We start from the raw sequence: 18,173 nt of genomic DNA, 5'->3' as shown, positions 1-18,173 counted from the left end.
AGCTGGACAGCCCGTACTTCCGTATCGCCTTGAACCGCGAGCTGGTGCAGAACTGGGACACCACCGAAGCACGCCTGCGCAACCTGCGCCACAACCGCACCCTGGACGGCAAGCCGCTGCAACTGCCACTGTTCGCCGCGCCCTTGGATCCGCGGGCGCTGATGTCCGCCTACGGCAGCGGCGCCGCAGGTGGCGGTGCCGGCCGACTGCTTGGCCAGGAAATCCCGCACTACCGCTTCAACATCATGCATAACCGCGCCAGCGCTGCGGTGGAAAACCTGATCCAGTTCGGCAGTACGCTGCTGTCGCTGCTCGAACGCAAGGAAGGCGCGCAACTGCAAGAAATGCAGCAACAACAGGCCTGGGATATGGCCAAGCAGGCCGTAGTCCTGCAACAGCTGGTGCAGCGTGTGGAAACCGAGGGCCGCAAGGCGCTGCTGGCCAGCCGCGCCATCGCCGAAAGCCGTCTGGCCTACTACGGCAAGTTGTCGGATGAAGTGGTCAACGCCGGTGAAGTGGCCGCTGGCGCGCTGAATTTGCAAGCTCGGGTGATGGAGGGCATAGGCTCGGTATCCCAGGCTATTGGTGAAGGCCTGAAAGTAATCCCGAATGAATTCAGCGCTGTGGGCGGTGTGATCGCCGGCATGGCCGGTGGCGCCATTGTCGGTACTGGCACCGGTGGCTGGCGTCTAGAGGGTATACCCGGTATCGCAACGGCCCTCGCCCAAGGCGCAGCTACCGCCTTCCACGGTGCCGCCGAGGCGCTGGACCGCACCGAGCAGTACCGTCGCCGTCACCAGGAATGGATGCAGGCCGAAGAGCAGGCCCAGCGCGAGATCGAACAGATCGATGCGCAACTGGCCGTGCACGACGAGCAAGCCAAGGTCACCGCCGAGCAGCTGCGCCAGACTGAAGTGCTGGTGGAGCAAGCGGCTACCACTTACCAGTTCCTGAGCAAGCGCTTCACCAATGCTCAGCTGTACCAGTGGCTCAATGGCCAGTTCGCCACCTTCTACTACCAGGCCTACGACACCACTATGTCGCTGTGCCTGGCTGCCGAAGCGTGCTGGCAGTACGAGATTGCCGACTTCAAGACCCGCTTCGTTCAGCCCGGTGCCTGGAAAGACAGCTATCGCGGCCTCACCGCCGGCGAGTCGCTCAAGCTCAACCTGATGAAGATGGAAGCGGCCTACCTGCAACGCAATGCTCGCAAGCTGGAAATCACCAAGACCGTCTCGGTGCGCCAATTGCTGGAAACCGCAGAGAAGCCATGGGCCACTGTGGTGCGGGATCTGGGCAACAACAGCGGTCTGGAAATCAGACTGGAACAGAGCCTGTTCGACGAGGATTACCCTGGCCAGTACCTGCGCCGCATCAAGCGCGTCAGCGTGACCCTGCCCGCGGTATTGGGGCCGTACGAGGACATCGCCGCCGTGCTTACCCAGACCTACAGCAAGGTCGAGATGAGCGACGTGATCGATGAGAACCCTCGAGAGAACCTGCGCGCCAGCCAACAGATCGCCCTGTCCAGCGGCATGGATGACGACGGCATGTTCACCCTCAACTTCGACGACGAGCGCTACCTGCCGTTCGAAGGTACTGGTGCGGTGTCGAGCTGGAACCTCAGGTTCACCCGCTCGACGCCCGAGCTGCTGGCATCGCTGAGCGATGTGATCGTGAAGGTCAGCTACACGGCCGCCTCGGCGTAACCACCCATCCGGCAGCGAGGCTCTATACCGGATGCCCTCGCTTGCCTACCTATCACTTCTAAGGATACCGCCCGGCCACTAGCCGGGCGGACACTTCATCACTTTCTCTTTTCAGCGATTTCCTCATGAACACATCGAACGACAACACGTTGGCCATCAACGCCCCGTCGCTGCCCAAGGGCGGCGGCGCCATTCAGAGCATCGGCAAAGGCTGGGGTGCGGTCGGCACCACCGGTGCCGCCAGCTTCGATATTCCCCTGCCCGTTTCGCCGGGCCGCGGCACCGCGCCGCAATTGGGCCTGAGCTACAGCAGCGGCGCCGGCAACGGCACTTGCGGCATGGGCTGGGGCCTGAGCCGCAGCAGCTTTGCCCGGCGTACCAACAAGGGCGTGCCGGCGTACGCCGCCGACGACGAAATCCTCAGCCCCGCCGGTGAAGTGCTGGTGCCTGAGCGCAATGCCCAAGGAGTGATTGTCAGTACCCAGGTCGAGACCTTCCGCGGCCTGGCACTGGGCACGAAATACCAGGTGACCCGCTATTTCCCTCGTGTGGAAGACAGCTTCTCGCGCATCGAGCGCTGGCAGCGCGATGCACAGGAGCCAGGGTTCTGGCTGATGCACAGTGCCGACGGCGGCCTGCATGTCTACGGCAAGCGTGACAGCGCGCGCATCTTCCCGGCCGAAGCCCCGGCAAAAGTCGCGCAGTGGCTGTTGGAAGAGTCCGTCTCGCCCAACGGCGAGCATATTCTCTACGAATACACCGGCGAAGATGGCCGCGGCCTCAGCGCTGACGATGAGCGCGAGCACAGTGCCCAGCGCTACCTGACCCGCGTGCGTTACGGCAACCTGCAGGCGTTCGCACCGCTGTACCTGTGGGATGAGAGCACCCTGCCGACGCATTGGCACTTCGACCTGGTGCTGGACTACGGCGAGCGCAGCATCGAACAGGGCAGTGTGCCCACCTATGCACCCAGCCAGGCCTGGCCGGTGCGACCCGACCCGGTGGCCGATTTCGCCTACGGCTTCGAGGTGCGCACCCTGCGCCGGTGCCACCAGGTCCTGATGTTTCATCGCTTCGCCGAACTGGGCGCCGAGCCTCTGCTGGTCAGCCGCCTGTGGCTGGAATACCGCCAATGCCAGGGTTACAGCTTGCTGACGGCCGTGATCAACCAGGCACTGAACGGTCGCGAGATCGAAGAGCTGCCGCCACTGGAGTTTCGCTACGAGCATTTCGGTTTCGAAGGCTATGCCTATCAGCCGTTCGAAGCGATGCCGGGGCTGGATGACGGAACCGCCTACCAATTGGTGGACCTGTACGGCGAAGGCCTGGCCGGGGTGCTCTATAACCTCGATAACGAATGGCTGTACCGTGAGCCGCTGCGCGACGCTGCCCAGGCCGACACCGACGCCGTGGTCTATGGTCCGTGGAAAGCGCTCGCCGCGCAACCGGTGGCCGATAGCCGCAAGCCGGCCCGCCAGTTCCTCAGCGACCTGACCGGTGACGGGCGTCTGGACTGGGTGGTGGCGCAGCCGGGCTACAGTGGTTTCTTCACCCTCGACGCCGACCAACGCTGGACCGGGTTCACTCCATTCAGCGCCTTCCCGCTGGAATTTTTCCAGGCCGAGGGGCAGATGGCCGACCTCATGGGTGACGGTCTGCAAGACCTGGCCATGATCGGCGGGCGCAGCGTGCGTCTGTATGCCAGCGATCGCGAGCAGGGTTTCACCGCGCCCCGTGAAGTGGCCCACACCCACGATGCCTTGCCGACACTGAGCAACAGCAGCAGTGAATTGGTGGCCTTCAGCGACATACTGGGCAGCGGCCAGCAACACTTGATCCGCATTCGCCACGATGAAGTACGCTGCTGGCCGAACCTGGGCCGTGGCCAATTCGGCAAAAGCTTCAAGCTGGCCAGCCTGCCGTTCAGCTACGGCGAATTCGACGCAGCGCGAGTACGCCTGGCCGACCTCGACGGCTCCGGTGCCAGCGACCTGATCTACCTGCACAGCGAGCATGCGCAGATCTTCCTCAACCAGGGCGGCAATGGCTTTGCCGACCCGGTGCTGCAGGTTTGGCCCGAGGGGCTGCACTATGACAACACTTGGCAGGTCAGTGCCGCAGACCTGCAAGGGCTGGGCTGTTCGAGCCTGGTGATCAGTGTGCCCCCCCTGCAAAACCGCCACTGGAGGCTGGACTTCAACCGCGGCCGTAAACCCTATCTGATGGCCGGTTCCAACAACAATATGGGTGCCGACAGCCGCGCGTACTACCGCAGCTCGGCGCAGGAATGGCTGGACGAAAAGCAAGAACTGTTGGCTGCAGGCGAGAAGCCGGTGTGCGAACTGCCATTCCCCATGCACCTGGTGGTTCGCCAGATCCAACATGACGAGATCACCGGCAATACCCTGACTCAGCGCTTGAACTACCGCCGTGGCTACTACGATGGACGCGACCGCGAGGTGCGCGGCTTCGGCCTGCTGCTGACCACCGACTCCGAAGCCCCGTCGGACGAGGCCGAACCGTCTTCCCCGCCACTGCTGACCAAAACCTGGTTCCACACCGGACGGGCGGTGGACGAAGTGCTGCACGGCGTCGATACCCATGATACCGAGGCACGTGCCTTGGGTCCGGTGCTGCTGCTCGATCACGACGGCGTCACGGGCAACGACAGTATCGTCACCGACATCGATGCCGATCTGCGTGCGCAGATGGCCCGCGCCCTCAGCGGCCAGATGCTGCGCAGCGAAGTGTTCGGCCTCGATGGCGATGCCCGCCAAGCCGTGCCCTACTCGGTGCAGGTGCAGCGGTCCGGCCTACGCTTGCTGCAGCCCGCCAGTGCCCATCAGCGCTACGCCCGTTTGCTGACCTTGAACCTGGAGAGCCTGAGCTACCAGTACGAACGGCTCGCCGATGACCCGCAGTGCAGCCATAGCGTGCAACTGCGCACCGACGCCTACGGCGCGGTCACCCACGCTCTGAGTATTGCCTATGCCCGGCGCAAGCACGAGATCGATACCCCGCCCTACAGCGACGAGCATGAGCAAACCTGGTGGCGCGATGCGTTCGATTCGGCGCAGCACCAGTACTACTTCACCGAGAGCCTGAGCCAGGCCATCCACCTGACCACCGACCCGCAACACTGGCGCCTGCACCTGCCGTATCGCAGTCGCAGCAATGCCTGGTCGTTGCCCAAGGCGCAGGTCACGGCTGCGAAGTTGAGTTATGAGGCGTTGCTGCGCGACGACGGCTTGCTCGGTAGCGCGGCACCACGAACCTTGATCGGGCTGAGCATGCAGCGCTACCAGGGCTGCGCCGACGGCACCGCCAGCTTTCTGGCCCTGGCCGACTTTGCCGAAACCGCAGAGCTGGACGAGGCCGCACTGCAAGCCTATGACGAGGTGATGGACCGTACGGCGTTGAACGCCAAGCTGCTGGAGCTGGGCTACACGCAGATGCCGGCGTTTCTTCCGGATGAACCACAGCGAGTGCTCTGGTCCGTGCGCCAGGGTTATGCAACCTACGGCGACGCCGCGGATTTCTACCGGGTCAAAGCCTACCGGCAAAGCCCGGCAGTGGGGCAAACCCAGGTCGAATACGACACCTATCGCTGCCTGCCGGTGAAGGTCACCACCGCCGACGGCTGCATTACCCAAGCGCAATACGACTACAGCACCTTGCTGCCGGTGCAGGTGATCGACCCCAACGACAACCGCCAACAGGCCAGTTACGACGCCTTCGGTCGGGTTTCCATCAATACCTTCTTCGGCACCGAGATGGGTGAACGAGTCGGCTTCGCTGAACTCGATGGTCAGATCATGGCCGGCACCGTCGTCGAGGCCATTGCCGATGACGCTGCGGGGCTGGGCGATTGGTCCATGGCCTATGTGTACGAGAGCAACAGCTGGATGGGCGAAGCCCCAACGGTCAGCGTAGCCGATCCACAGGCGCTGGCCGAGTTGGTGGGCCGTGGCCAGGTCATGCTCAACGGGCTGCTTCGCGCCTCGGCACGGCGCCAATGGCAGCGGGCCGAGCTGGACGTGCAGACCGCCGAGCTGCTGGCACCCTTGGCCAGCTATGCCCGCCAACCCGTACGAGTGGCAGCCTTCCAGGCGGACCGCTATCCAGGTGATCCCGAGCGGCAGGTGCGCATGAGCCTGGAAAGCTTCGATGGATTCGGTCGCAGCCTGCAGAGCAAGCAGCGGGTGGAGCCGGGGCTGGCCCATCAGGTCGACGAAGACGGTGAGCTGCTCGAAGGCGATGCCCACGCCGATCCGCGCTGGCGTGTCAGCGAGCGAGTGGAATACGACACCAAGGGGCAAGTGACCCGCGTGTATCGTCCGTACTTCGCCAACAGCGACCGCTACATCAACGACCAGAGTCATCGCGATGCGGAGCACAGCTATCACGATCGGCAGTTCTACGACGCACTGGGGCGCCCGACCGAAACCTGGACAGCGGCCGGATGGCTGCGGCGTCAGCGCTATGCACCGTGGTACAGCATCAGTGAAGATGAGAACGACACCGCCGAGGAGGTGCTGGCGATGCGCGCCGCCAACGCGTGATCCAGACCGGCGCTAGCCCAGCGGGCAGTGCTCGCAGGGCGGCACGTCGGTGACCTGCCGGGCCAGGCAGCAGTGGCGCCGCTCGCGGCGCCCGTCGCCCAGGTAACGCACCGGCTGGTACAGCGGATTGGCCCGCCCGTCGGCCAGCTTGCGTTGGCTCATCAAGCCCTCGGCGGGCGCCAGGTTGCGCAGGCCCATCTGCTGCAACCGGCGCACGCTGCTCTCCAGATAATCCCCCGCGTTGCCCCACAGCACCGCGGGCGGCACCTCGCCGTATTGGCTCAAAGCATCGATGAATGGCCGCAGATTGCTGGCGATCCACGGCTCCAGCGACGCCTGCGCGTCACCCTCTTCCCCCGCTTCGAAAAACCGCACGGCCAACGGCACGCCCCGCTCGTCGAGGATCAACCCGGTCTCGCGCAGCAGCAACGGCAGGTCCCAGCCGTATGCCAGTTGGCTGACCAGCATCGCCGGTAACCAGTGCATGAAGTAGTACTTGGACCACTGCGAGACCAGCGCCGGTTTGTGCGTATCGAGCAGGGCCGCGCCATAGATGCGCGTCAGCAGTTGATCGAGCACGCGCTTTTGCAACAGGGCCGGGAGCGCCACGGCGACGCGTGGATCGTCGTCGGCGGCAAGGCCGGTGAGGAGGTCGCGATAGTCGCTTTGATGAAGGTTCATGGGTTCCCGTGACAGTGCGGCGCTCTTGGCGGCTGACGTGAAGAAGTCCAGATAGACGACACAAAAATTCACGCTTTCACAAGGCTTGGTCTCGGCAGACGTCGGCAAGTTCAGGTGACAAACGGTTCAGGCCGCTCCCCTCTTGGCCTGCAAGCGTCTGCTGGCGACACACACAAAATACCCACAACTTATCCACAGCTGGGCGCCTTGCAATAGCCTCGATACCGCATTATCTTGTATCCCGATCTGCGCAAACCACTACATGTAGGGTTTGGCCGTGAAAAGCCAAGCATAGGTCAAAGGCCGAACTCAAGCCCCTGCAGTGTGCTTTTCCCGTGTTTTGCACTAAAGAATTCCCCGCCTACCGCTGCCTGCGGACGGCCGCATTTTCAGCTCTTTCCTACACCCAAGCGTTGAAGGCTCAGGCCTTCCGCTTACAGCTTTTTGGTGACGGACCCAATGACTGGCGTCCGCTCAAACTTTTGAACGTGGAGATACTCACCCCATGCAAACCGACACAACTCGCGAGAACTCGCCGGCCAAAGCGCCGCAGGCCGCCGATGCCACTCCGGATCTGGCCGCGACCGCTCCAGGCCAACTGCGCGTGATCAAGCGCAACGGTACCGTGGTCGGCTACACCGACGACAAGATCACCGTGGCCATCACCAAGGCGTTCCTTGCAGTTGAAGGCGGCAACGCTGCCGCCTCGTCGCGCATCCACGACACCGTCGCGCGCCTGACCGAACAGGTCACCGCTACCTTCAAGCGTCGCATGCCATCGGGTGGCACCATCCACATCGAGGAAATCCAGGACCAGGTCGAACTGGCCCTGATGCGTGCCGGCGAGCAGAAAGTCGCCCGCGACTACGTGATCTATCGCAACGAGCGTTCCAAGGAGCGCGCCACCCGCACCCCGGCCGACGCACCGGTCGAGGCGCACCCCAGCATTCGCATCACCAAGGCTGACGGCAGCCTGGCGCCGCTGGACATGGGTCGCCTGAATACCATCATCAGCGAAGCCTGCGAAGGCCTGGCCGAAGTCGACGGCGGTCTGATCCAGAAAGAAACCCTGAAGAACCTGTACGACGGCGTGGCCCTGACCGACGTCAACACCGCCCTGGTGATGACCTCGCGTACCCTGGTCGAGCGCGAGCCGAACTACTCGTTCGTCACCGCCCGCCTGCTGATGGACACCCTGCGCGCCGAAGGCCTGAGCTTCCTGGAAGTGGCCGACAGCGCCACTCACCACGAGATGGTCGACCTGTACGCCAAGGCCCTGCCTTCGTACATCGCCAAGGGTATCGAATTCGAACTGCTGAACCCCGTGCTGGCCACCTTCGACCTGGAAAAACTGGGCCGGGCGATCAACCACGAGCGCGATCAGCAATTCACTTACCTGGGCCTACAGACCCTGTACGACCGTTATTTCATCCACAAGGATGGCGTGCGTTTCGAACTGCCGCAGATCTTCTTCATGCGCGTGGCCATGGGCCTGGCGATCGAGGAGAAGAACAAGGAAGATCGCGCCATCGAGTTCTACAACCTGTTGTCGTCCTTCGACTACATGGCCTCGACCCCGACCCTGTTCAACGCCGGTACCCTGCGTCCGCAGTTGTCGAGCTGCTACCTGACCACCGTTCCGGACGACCTGTCGGGCATCTACGGCGCGATCCACGACAACGCCATGCTGTCCAAATTCGCCGGCGGCCTGGGCAACGACTGGACCCCAGTGCGCGCGCTGGGCTCCTACATCAAGGGCACCAATGGTAAATCCCAGGGCGTCGTGCCGTTCCTGAAAGTGGTCAACGACACCGCGGTTGCAGTGAACCAGGGCGGCAAGCGCAAGGGCGCGGTCTGCGCGTACCTGGAAACCTGGCACCTGGACATCGAAGAATTCATCGAGCTGCGCAAGAACACCGGTGACGATCGCCGTCGTACCCACGACATGAACACCGCCAACTGGATCCCTGACCTGTTCATGAAGCGCGTCTTCGACGACGGCAAGTGGACCCTGTTCTCGCCCAACGAAGTCCCTGACCTGCACGACCTGACCGGCAAGGCCTTCGAGGAGCGCTACGAGTACTACGAAGCGCTGACCGAGTACAACAAGATCAAGGTGTTCAAGACCGTCCAGGCCAAAGACCTGTGGCGCAAGATGCTGTCGATGCTGTTCGAAACCGGCCACCCATGGCTGACCTTCAAGGACCCGTGCAACCTGCGTTCGCCGCAGCAGCATGTCGGCGTGGTCCACAGCTCGAACCTGTGCACCGAGATCACCTTGAACACCAACAAGGATGAAATCGCGGTCTGCAACCTGGGCTCGATCAACCTGCCGAACCACATCACCGACGGCAAGCTGGACACCGCCAAGCTTGAGCGCACCATCAACACCGCCGTGCGCATGCTCGACAACGTGATCGACATCAACTACTACTCGGTGCCGCAGGCGCGCAACTCCAACTTCAAGCACCGTCCGGTCGGCCTGGGCATCATGGGCTTCCAGGACGCGCTGTACAAACAGCACATCCCGTACGGTTCCGATGCGGCGGTCGAGTTCGCCGACAAGTCGATGGAAGCGGTCAGCTACTACGCCATCCAGGCGTCCTGCGACCTGGCCGACGAACGTGGCGCCTACGAGACGTTCCAGGGTTCGCTGTGGTCCAAGGGCATCCTGCCGCTGGATTCGCAACAGATCCTGATCGAAGCCCGTGGCCAGAAGTACATCGATGTCGACCTCAACGAATCCCTGGACTGGGCGCCGGTTCGTGCCCGCGTGCAGAAAGGCATTCGCAACTCGAACATCATGGCCATCGCACCGACCGCGACCATCGCCAACATCACCGGCGTTTCGCAGTCGATCGAGCCGACCTACCAGAACCTGTACGTGAAATCGAACCTGTCGGGCGAATTCACCGTGATCAACCCCTACCTGGTTCGCGACCTCAAAGCGCGCGGCCTGTGGGACTCGGTCATGATCAATGACCTGAAGTACTACGATGGCTCGGTGCAGCAGATCGAACGCATTCCGCAGGAGTTGAAAGACCTCTACGCGACCGCTTTCGAAGTGGACACCAAGTGGATCGTCGACGCCGCCAGCCGTCGCCAGAAATGGATCGACCAGGCGCAGTCGCTGAACCTGTACATCGCCGGTGCTTCGGGCAAGAAGCTCGACGTGACCTACCGCATGGCCTGGTACCGTGGTCTGAAAACCACCTACTACCTCCGTGCCCTGGCCGCGACCAGCACCGAGAAGTCGACCATCAGCACCAGCAAGCTCAACGCCGTATCCAGCGGTGGCGACAGCGCGCCGATGCAGGCCGCTCCAGCCGGCCCGGCGCCTGTGCCCAAAGCCTGCGCGATCGACGAGCCGGATTGCGAAGCTTGCCAGTAGGGTTCATAAGTATTAAAGCGTATACTTAGTCAAACCCATGACCTTCCAACCCCAATAGATACAAGGGGTTGGAGGGTTTACTTCTCGTATACCCCTCCCTATACTCGCCGCCCTATCTAGCTCATAGGTCGGAACCGTATACATTGCCTAGTTACTCCATCAGATCCTTCACCGCATCAGACGACCTTCCGATGGCCGTGCTGGTCGATCAGGAAGGACGCCCGCTCTTCCTGCCCAATGTGTATGCCACTCTCCGATACAGGGACGTTGGCTTTGCCTTGACCACCATCGAAAAGGTTCTCCGCGCTGTAGGTATGGCCTACCTATGGGCGACAACCAGAAAGATTGATCTGGAGGTAGAGCTGCGCTCCGAGTCATTCCTGTCGATGGAGCAGTGCGAGGATTTGGCCTTCTTCCTTCGCCTTGATCGGGCGGCACAGGATCGGCTTGTCGAAGCCTCTCTGGAAGTAAGATCCAACAAGGTAGTGCGGCTTGAACAGGTGCGCAGCGGCGGTACACCGACCCCAGAGCGGACATTGATTTCCGCAGTCGAAGGCGGTTACCGGATCCGAACCGTGGCGAACTTTCTGCAGTTCAATCACGAACGCATTGCCCCTAAAGCCTCCCAGAAACCCCGCAAAGACCTCGCCAAGGCTCGTGAGAACGCGATTGCTGCCCTGCGAGCCCAAGAGCCTCGGGCCACCCCCTCTGATGAGGGAGATGCGCCAGAGGGGCTTTCTGAAGATCTCATGACAGCCATCGATGCGGCGTTTGAGCCAGGCTCAGTGACCAATCCATTTCAGTCTGATTTTCATCAGTACCGCAATCACCTGATGTACCGGATCTTCAACGAAACAGCGGTCAGACGCAGTGAGTTGCGATACATCAAGGTGGAGGACATTGATCATGCAGCCCGACGAGTGAAGGTACGTGTTTCGAAAACGATTGCCAGAACCTTGCCCATCTCCGAGCAAACCGCAGACGACTTCCATGAGTTCGTGATGAGGCACTGGGCCAAGATTCCCGTCAAATCCAGGAGGCACGGTTACCTTTTCACAACCGCTAAAGGCGACCACCTGTCCGTAGAGGCCATCAACCTCACGTTCCGGGAGCTGCGTCGAAAGAACGAGCTATCAGAGAGTATTGCGCCGCATGCACTGCGCAGGACGTGGAATGATCGTTTAAGCAGAAAGATCGATAGCCTCCCTCCAGAGAAACGGATGAGGCCCGAGGAGGAGAAGCGGGTGAGAACCCGCTTCAACGGTTGGTCGAAGGAATCCAAAATGGAAGAGCGCTACTCACGTCGGCATATTCGCGAAAAGGCTGACAGGATCGCAGAGGACTTGGCAAACGACTTGCGCACAAAGAAAGATGAAGTAGAGCAATGAACATTTCAAACAAAAGCTCCACAACTAGCAAACACCCCCCCATTACAAAAAAGGATCAGGTGATTCTACTGGACGGTAGGATAATTGAGATCGAAATGGGCAAAAAGGAGCGCATTGCAGATCGCGACGGCAATTCAAAACCAATGAGGCTCGATATACTTGAGCCGGGCAACCTGCTGCATGAAAGCATTTATGCTTCATACAAGAATTTGCTATCCACGCACATCCTATCCTACAGCAATACTGTTATGTATGCCGTAGCCAACTGGTTTGCATTGCCTGAAATGAAAGGCAAGACTGAAATCGATATCCCTGAAATAAACTTGCTAAATAACACCCACCCGAGCTACAGAGCATTCGTTATCCCGCTGCTACGCCAGATTTCCGCACACGAAATGCGTGGACTTTCAGAGCAGGTCTGTGACTTCATCAAGCACCCAATAAAATGGGAGGAGCAAGGGGTTGGTGCATATTTCAATCTTGTAACCAACGACCCTGAAAGGGGGGCTTTCACCGAGCAAGAAATCCACAACATTCACCACCAACTCAATCGAGCATATTCAGACAGGACAATAAGTCAAGCTGACTTCACTATATGCTGGTTTTTTATCGGAACAGGGGTAAGGCCCGCCCAAGCCTTTCGAATGAAAAAGAGTGATGTAATCATCCACAGCAGGAACGGGATGGAAGTCACCTTAAAAGTTCCGCTCGCTAAAGGCGAGATGACATCCTCAAATGAATATTGGGCGCGCCGAGCCCCCACTGTGCTTGCTGAATGCCTCATAATGTATTTGGATCAAGACGCCAGAGGCATGAGCCAGGCTGAATGCAGATTATTTGATCAGCCCTCAGCCCAGGCACTAGGAAGCCGCGTTATATCTTGTTTGGAAAAGCTAGACACTTACTCCGAACGCCTCGGAACTAAAATTCCGATTAATCCCTATCGCTTCAGATACACACTGGCTACCCGAGCCCTAGCGCAAGGAGCATCTGACTACGAAGTGGCACGACTTCTCACACACCGCAGCACGTCCTGCATTCACTACTACAGAGCCTCCATGCCCGAACTGCAGAAACCCGTGCGTGATGCCTTGGGGAAAGAAATGGGGTACTTCGCGAGGGCGTTTCAAGGGAAGTCTATCTCTGGACTTGAGGAAGCAACCAGGGCGGGCGATCCCGACGCCGTGATAACGGACTTTCTCCGGCTGATGGGCAAGCCTGTAGGCGCTTGCGGGACACGCGCCGACTGCCACCAAAATGCCCCGGTAGCATGCTTAGCCGGCTGCGCGCATTTCGAGCCTCTCTTGAGCGCCCCCTGGGAGACATTGATGGTCTCATTGGTGGCCGACCAAGAAATGGAAACGGAACCCAGGATCCGTCAGATCAATCACAATGCCATGTCTGCGATCCAGCAAATCATTGCTCTCCGAGATGAATCGGCAGGTACTGAGTAATGGGAACAATTGTTCACTTCGTAGGCAAAGATGATTTAAGCGCTCAGGAAAACCTGAATCGCTATATAGAGCATGCTCGCAAAAATACACCATTCGCCAATGTTGAGTGGGAAGATAACATCTGGGACATCACAACTTTTGTCATCGGCAGAGCTCAGGGGAAAACTAAGAAGCTGGTGTACTTCAGATCTTTAAAAGACAAATCCGGCAATAAGCCCTTGGTTCAAATACCGCTCGACCCATGCTTCATGGATTTTGCAAAATCTGCGTTCAGCGAAACGATGCGACGCCTTCGCCTTGTTGAATACAATAGGCACTTAGGGGTTTTACGTGTAATCGAACAAGCTTTAATTGATTTTAAATTGAAGCCGTGCATTACCAAGCTCACGCCATTTGTGCTCGATAGGGCAGCTGAAATACTCAGAGAGAAGTTTCAGGATGCCTGGCCCATGGGTCGAGTTTTGGAGCGAGTGGTAACGGAAATCGTTAACCCGGCTCGTCTAACTCCAGTGATACTCGAATGGCGCAGCCCATTCGAGTACAAACAACCTGTGCGGAATGACAGGGTCTCTACCAAAGACGCCGAAAAATCCACATCAAGGCTTCCATCCCTTGAATCTATTCTCGCCTTGGCTGATATCCACCATAAAAGCAAAGCCATGCCTGACAGGGTAGCAACTGCTTTCGTCACATTGGCCATGTATGCACCAAGCCGCGCCAGTGAGATTCTCAGTTTGCCTGTCAACTGCATACGTCGCGCTGACACCAAAGATGGGCCCATAATGGGTATCGCATGGGCACCCGCCAAGGGGGCTATGCCAATGACAAAATTCGCCGCAAGCGATGAATTTGAAGCCATCATTGAATCTACAGTCAGATATCTAGCGGAGCTGGGTGCCCCCGCCCGAAAAGCCGCAGAGTGGTACCTTAACAATCCTAAAGACCTCTATCTTCCTCCCGGCACTGAGCATCTGCGCGGATCTCCGATAACGTTGAAAGAGGTGTCACAAATTCTGGGCAAGGAAACAGCAATTCAAACTTCGCACGCCAAGAGAGGCTACGGATTGGTAGCAACTGGCGAAGTTACAAATGACCGGAGTCGGATGCAAGACTCCAGAAAAACAGGGCTCGCCCCGCTATACGAATTTGATTCTCTGGAAAGATACGTACTGGGGAAATTGCCTGCTATTTTCCCGATCCTGGATGGGCATACCAAGATCAAATGGCACGAGGCCCTCTTTGTTCTCCCTACTAACGTTTTGCGGCCTGATGGGGAAACCCTGTTATACCTGCCATCTCCAATTTCTACGAACCAGATCAACCATCAGTTGGGTACCAATCCCAGCGGAGTCACGGTGTTCACACGGAATAGCAAAGCCAATCCGGATGGCAGCCCCATGGGCATCTCCACCCATGCTTTCCGTCACCTGCTGAACACCTTGGCTCAGAGCAAGCACCTGAGCGAGGCCCTGATTGCATTTTGGTCTGGGCGTAAGAACATCAGTCAGAACGAATGGTACGACCATCTTCCCCAAGAGGTCTTCATTGAGGCCTACCTCAAGCTCGGGGATGTAGGTAAACCACTGCAGGTAGCAGGTCAGCTCGAAGCGAAAGTGCGCTCTATTGAAGTCACCCATGGGCTTACCAGGGAAGAGGCGCTCAAGCTTGAGTTGGGAGCGACACACCGCACCCGCTACGGCATTTGCCGCCACGACCACGCTCTCACGCCTTGCCCCAAGGACAAGGATTGCGTGAGCTGTGGTGAGCACACATTCGTTAAGGGCGAACAACGCCACCTTGATGAAGCTGAGTTTCAATTCAAAATGCACGAGAAGGCCGTAGCAGATGCCCAAAAGGCTGTAGAGGAAGGCGAGCCGGGCGCAGCCCGCTGGTTGAAGTTGCATCTGCCCAAGCTTGAGCGCTGGAAACTGGTTCTTGAGATGCTGAACGATCCAAGCATTCCAGATGGCACCCTGCTGACTCTCCCACCTCCTGACCAACCTCAGTCAAAAGCCGGGCTAGCGCAGGCGGTAAGGATCATCAACCAGGCCGGCCCAAGCACCAACCTTGCCAAGCCTGAGACCGAAACTGATGCTGACGAAAAGCTGTTGCTTGATATGGGGTTCTTCTGAATGGGCGCGCCAAAACTAAACGATACGGGGATCGAAAAAGCCGTACGCCTGCTGGACGGCTGGACTGGGAAGCTCACTTGGGATCGATATCTGGCCATGCTTGAGGTAGATATCGGCCATAAGTACACCAAGGCAGCAATGCTCAGACATCCACGCATCAAGTCGGCCTGGGATCACGCCAAGGAGCAGGCTAAGGATGATGGCGGCGTGACTACCTCCCGCAGCGCCATAGAGACTGAGAAGGCTTTAGAACGTGTGAGGCTTCTTGAGGAAAGGGTCAAGCGCCTGACCCGTGAAAACCACGCCTTACTAGAACAGTTCCTGAGATGGAGCCACAACGTCATTCGTAGCGGCAAAATGACTCTCGATGAGCTTGAACGACCACTACCGTACGCGAAGCCCAAAGAGATTCGATAGGAAGTAGCGCTCACCTGCCTGGGAGCTTACCAAGCAGGTAGCAGTAAGCCAGAAAATCATCGTGTAAACCTCATCGACTTACAGTATGAAAAATAGGTTTACACTCTGGTGCTCCTGATTGGTATTGGAAGGATGAATGAATGCCTCAGATACCCTTCGGCGACACCCCTTCAACAATGCTACGACTCGCGAAGCACATGGTGGGCAAAGCCCGTCAAATCACTGATGCGACCACCCCCTGATCTATCCAAATGTATGCCGGTAATCCCCACTTCGCGCGGGCCATGGCAATCGCAGCGTAGGGAATCTCCTACCATAATTACTCTGTGCTCGCCAAACACGTTGTCGAGCTCAACGTCTATCATTTCGCAGGTTGCTCGGTACATCCATGGATTTGGTTTAGCCAAGCCAGTTTCGTAGCTAAAGCCGAACCCATCCATGGTCGGAAATAACCTTTTGACCGCACGACCGTATGGGTACGCCAGATTGCTGCAGACCGCCAGTAGAAGCTCATGCTGCTGCAACAGGGCGACTGCTTCCAAAGCATCGGGAAATGCGACTATCGAGTCGACTTCCTGCTCAAGCATTTCTTCGATTTCAGCCAACCGGAGAGGGTGAACGCTGATACCTAGGTACTCAGCTGCTTGGGGCAATCCTCCGTTAAATGTCATCAATTTTTTTGCATCATCAGGATTCGGACGGCGTCCGTTACGAAGCCCTTCCTTCAGAAGCTGTCGATATGGATGCTTGCCAGTCTTGATTCTCAAGATTGTGCCGAATGCATCTAGAAGCACGGCCCGGTATCTCATCATGCATCACCTGATTCGAGGGTGGATCTAGTCAAAATTTACAACCAGAGCTCATGAAAGTGTGCCTTGCACCACTTGGGCACAACTGTTCAGCCCTCGATATGCTGGCGCCAGCCCGCCTCGTGGAGCCCTGCCCCTCCACTCCATCGTCAACCCCCAGGCAGCGTCAGCATTTCGCAGCTGGGCGCTACCAGTACGTAGGTACTGCCAGTGAGTGTAACCGCCACGAGGTGGTCACCAATTTCGACAAACTCCAGAACATCGGACGTCCGAATCAGGCGACCATTTTGGAATCTGTCCTTGCGATCAAAATAGACTCGCCCTGTCAGCGAAAACCCGCAGACCTCAGGGTGGTGCAAATAGGCAGTGATACCGATGCCAAAATTTAGGCGGGCAGCATTAACCACATCATCGAGAGTTTTCGTTTCCACCGATTTCTTATTCCCTAACTGGCTCATGCCGGCTGACGATAACGTAGTGATCCTGGCCGCTCAGGCTTCGTACGAGCACAAACCCGCTCCTCTCGACCATCACCCCCACCACGGGGGTCAGTACCGTCATGCCGTCGTCAATCGCTCCAGAGCGATCTAGGAACGCACGGGCGGCATAGCAGCCCCCTACAAACGCTGCGCCAAAAAGATATGCATCAACCATCACCTCCCAATCGATAGCGCTCGCTTGCAAGACCTCATCCGGAATGCTGCTTGGCAGAACTTCGGCAGTAGTTCGTTTTATGGTGCGGCGCATCAGAATTCCACAATTTTGTATGGGTCGAACCCGGTAACTTCCGAGGGATACCCCCTCGGATTGGAAATCACCCGACACTGGCCAAAATGGACATCAATGGCGTGGTGGGTATGGCCAAAAATCCATCCGTCAGCTTGAGCAATAAAGTCGTACCACCGATTGAAATAAGCAGCACTGATGTGTCCTTCGTTCTCATCTCCAGCTGCCTCTGGTATCGGACAATGGTGATTCACGACCACGGTTTTTCCGGGAAAAGGGATCGCCAGCTCGCGCTTGAGAAACTCACGAGTCAATCGGTTCTTCTCAATGACATCGGCAGGGCGTAACCGCCTGTAGTTATCCCCTGCCCTGATTACGCGGAAGTCAGTCATCTCTCTAGCGCAGACAGAGGAAGCTGCCACAACATCACCAGTACCAGTGAAGTCAGTCCAAGCCGTACCAACCAAGAAACGCACATCACCTTGGATTAAGGTTTCGTTTTCCATGACACGAACGTGGCTGTGAGCTGCGGCTTTCATTTTCGCAAGCGTCCGATCGATGTGCCCTTGGTACAGCTCGTGGTTGCCGCAGCAGTAGATTACCGGGCAGTCAAAGGAGTCATTGGCCCATAGAACGCCCCGTGTTCGCAGATCAATATCCCCTGCAAGCACCACCAGATCGACCTCTGCTAGCGGCGGCTCAAAGCGATCAAACTCATTGTGCAGATCGGAATAAATCAAGATTTTCATAAGACCCGTTACGGTTCTGATATCGCAGTGAACCGGCCACGCTGGTTCGGTTTTAGCCTTAGTCCCGGCCTCATCGATCATGAGCTGAACGACGTTTTACCGGTATATTGAGGTTCAAACGAAGGCCTCGCAGGCTCCTGGATTGATCCCACCGA

At 58.4% G+C, this 18,173-nt stretch carries 11 protein-coding genes and 1 pseudogene; 7 read left to right on the top strand and 5 right to left on the bottom strand.

The window, feature by feature from the left end:
* Positions 1–1,709 (top strand): annotated as a pseudogene (locus AC788_RS21755) (neuraminidase-like domain-containing protein); the annotation flags it as partial.
* Positions 1,710–1,834: 125 nt separating this feature from the next.
* Positions 1,835–6,271: a SpvB/TcaC N-terminal domain-containing protein gene (locus tag AC788_RS11445; RefSeq protein WP_049860756.1), complete on the top strand. Its 4,437-nt coding sequence runs from the start codon at positions 1,835–1,837 to the stop codon at positions 6,269–6,271.
* Between the two features lie 12 nt (positions 6,272–6,283).
* Here the strand turns inward: AC788_RS11445 and fhuF are convergent, their stop codons facing one another.
* Positions 6,284–6,952, bottom strand: coding sequence for a siderophore-iron reductase FhuF (fhuF, locus tag AC788_RS11440; RefSeq protein WP_049860755.1), 669 nt, complete (start codon positions 6,950–6,952; stop codon positions 6,284–6,286).
* 505 nt (positions 6,953–7,457) lie between these two features.
* Here fhuF and AC788_RS11435 point away from each other — a divergent pair.
* The 5 genes from AC788_RS11435 (at position 7,458) to AC788_RS11415 (ending at position 15,734) form a co-directional block, all read left to right on the top strand.
* The gene (locus tag AC788_RS11435; RefSeq protein WP_049860754.1) at positions 7,458–10,343 is read left to right on the top strand and encodes a ribonucleoside-diphosphate reductase subunit alpha; all 2,886 of its coding nucleotides are present in this window, start codon (positions 7,458–7,460) and stop codon (positions 10,341–10,343) included.
* Between the two features lie 191 nt (positions 10,344–10,534).
* Positions 10,535–11,731 carry a tyrosine-type recombinase/integrase gene (locus tag AC788_RS11430; protein ID WP_049860753.1) on the top strand — a complete coding sequence of 399 codons (1,197 nt, stop codon included), beginning with the start codon at positions 10,535–10,537 and terminating at the stop codon, positions 11,729–11,731.
* A complete protein-coding gene (locus AC788_RS11425; RefSeq protein ID WP_049860752.1) occupies positions 11,728–13,185 on the top strand; it encodes a site-specific integrase in 1,458 nt (485 codons plus the stop codon). The genes AC788_RS11430 and AC788_RS11425 overlap by 4 nt, the downstream gene beginning before the upstream one ends.
* Positions 13,185–15,317, top strand: a complete 2,133-nt coding sequence (locus AC788_RS11420; RefSeq protein WP_082223645.1) for a hypothetical protein — start codon at positions 13,185–13,187, stop codon at positions 15,315–15,317. Before AC788_RS11425 ends, AC788_RS11420 begins: the two co-directional genes overlap by 1 nt.
* The gene (locus AC788_RS11415) at positions 15,318–15,734 is read left to right on the top strand and encodes a hypothetical protein (RefSeq protein ID WP_049860751.1); all 417 of its coding nucleotides are present in this window, start codon (positions 15,318–15,320) and stop codon (positions 15,732–15,734) included.
* A 179-nt stretch (positions 15,735–15,913) separates the two neighbouring features.
* Here AC788_RS11415 and AC788_RS11410 read toward each other — a convergent pair whose 3' ends face one another.
* The 4 genes from AC788_RS11410 to AC788_RS11395 form a co-directional block, all read right to left on the bottom strand.
* Positions 15,914–16,546: an HAD family hydrolase gene (locus AC788_RS11410; RefSeq protein ID WP_082223644.1), complete on the bottom strand. Its 633-nt coding sequence runs from the start codon at positions 16,544–16,546 to the stop codon at positions 15,914–15,916.
* 146 nt (positions 16,547–16,692) lie between these two features.
* The gene (locus tag AC788_RS11405) at positions 16,693–17,001 is read right to left on the bottom strand and encodes a hypothetical protein (RefSeq protein WP_049860749.1); all 309 of its coding nucleotides are present in this window, start codon (positions 16,999–17,001) and stop codon (positions 16,693–16,695) included.
* The gene (locus AC788_RS11400) at positions 16,982–17,290 is read right to left on the bottom strand and encodes a hypothetical protein (protein ID WP_049860748.1); all 309 of its coding nucleotides are present in this window, start codon (positions 17,288–17,290) and stop codon (positions 16,982–16,984) included. The genes AC788_RS11405 and AC788_RS11400 overlap by 20 nt, the downstream gene beginning before the upstream one ends.
* Positions 17,290–18,018, bottom strand: a complete 729-nt coding sequence (locus tag AC788_RS11395; protein WP_049860766.1) for a metallophosphoesterase — start codon at positions 18,016–18,018, stop codon at positions 17,290–17,292. Before AC788_RS11395 ends, AC788_RS11400 begins: the two co-directional genes overlap by 1 nt.
* Positions 18,019–18,173: the final 155 nt, after the last annotated feature.

Source organism: Pseudomonas sp. RIT-PI-a, from assembly GCF_001187875.1.
Lineage (GTDB): Bacteria > Pseudomonadota > Gammaproteobacteria > Pseudomonadales > Pseudomonadaceae > Aquipseudomonas > Aquipseudomonas coleopterorum.
The sequence above is the reverse complement of the archived record's forward strand: the minus strand, read 5'-3'. Positions and strand labels throughout refer to the sequence as shown.

Coding starts and splice junctions, on each gene's coding strand:
- AC788_RS11445 (WP_049860756.1), top strand. CDS start 1,835: ATGAACACATCGAACGACAACACGTTGGCCATCAACGCCCCGTCGCTG.
- fhuF (WP_049860755.1), bottom strand. CDS start 6,952: ATGAACCTTCATCAAAGCGACTATCGCGACCTCCTCACCGGCCTTGCC.
- AC788_RS11435 (WP_049860754.1), top strand. CDS start 7,458: ATGCAAACCGACACAACTCGCGAGAACTCGCCGGCCAAAGCGCCGCAG.
- AC788_RS11430 (WP_049860753.1), top strand. CDS start 10,535: ATGGCCGTGCTGGTCGATCAGGAAGGACGCCCGCTCTTCCTGCCCAAT.
- AC788_RS11425 (WP_049860752.1), top strand. CDS start 11,728: ATGAACATTTCAAACAAAAGCTCCACAACTAGCAAACACCCCCCCATT.
- AC788_RS11420 (WP_082223645.1), top strand. CDS start 13,185: ATGGGAACAATTGTTCACTTCGTAGGCAAAGATGATTTAAGCGCTCAG.
- AC788_RS11415 (WP_049860751.1), top strand. CDS start 15,318: ATGGGCGCGCCAAAACTAAACGATACGGGGATCGAAAAAGCCGTACGC.
- AC788_RS11410 (WP_082223644.1), bottom strand. CDS start 16,546: ATGATGAGATACCGGGCCGTGCTTCTAGATGCATTCGGCACAATCTTG.
- AC788_RS11405 (WP_049860749.1), bottom strand. CDS start 17,001: ATGAGCCAGTTAGGGAATAAGAAATCGGTGGAAACGAAAACTCTCGAT.
- AC788_RS11400 (WP_049860748.1), bottom strand. CDS start 17,290: ATGCGCCGCACCATAAAACGAACTACTGCCGAAGTTCTGCCAAGCAGC.
- AC788_RS11395 (WP_049860766.1), bottom strand. CDS start 18,018: ATGAAAATCTTGATTTATTCCGATCTGCACAATGAGTTTGATCGCTTT.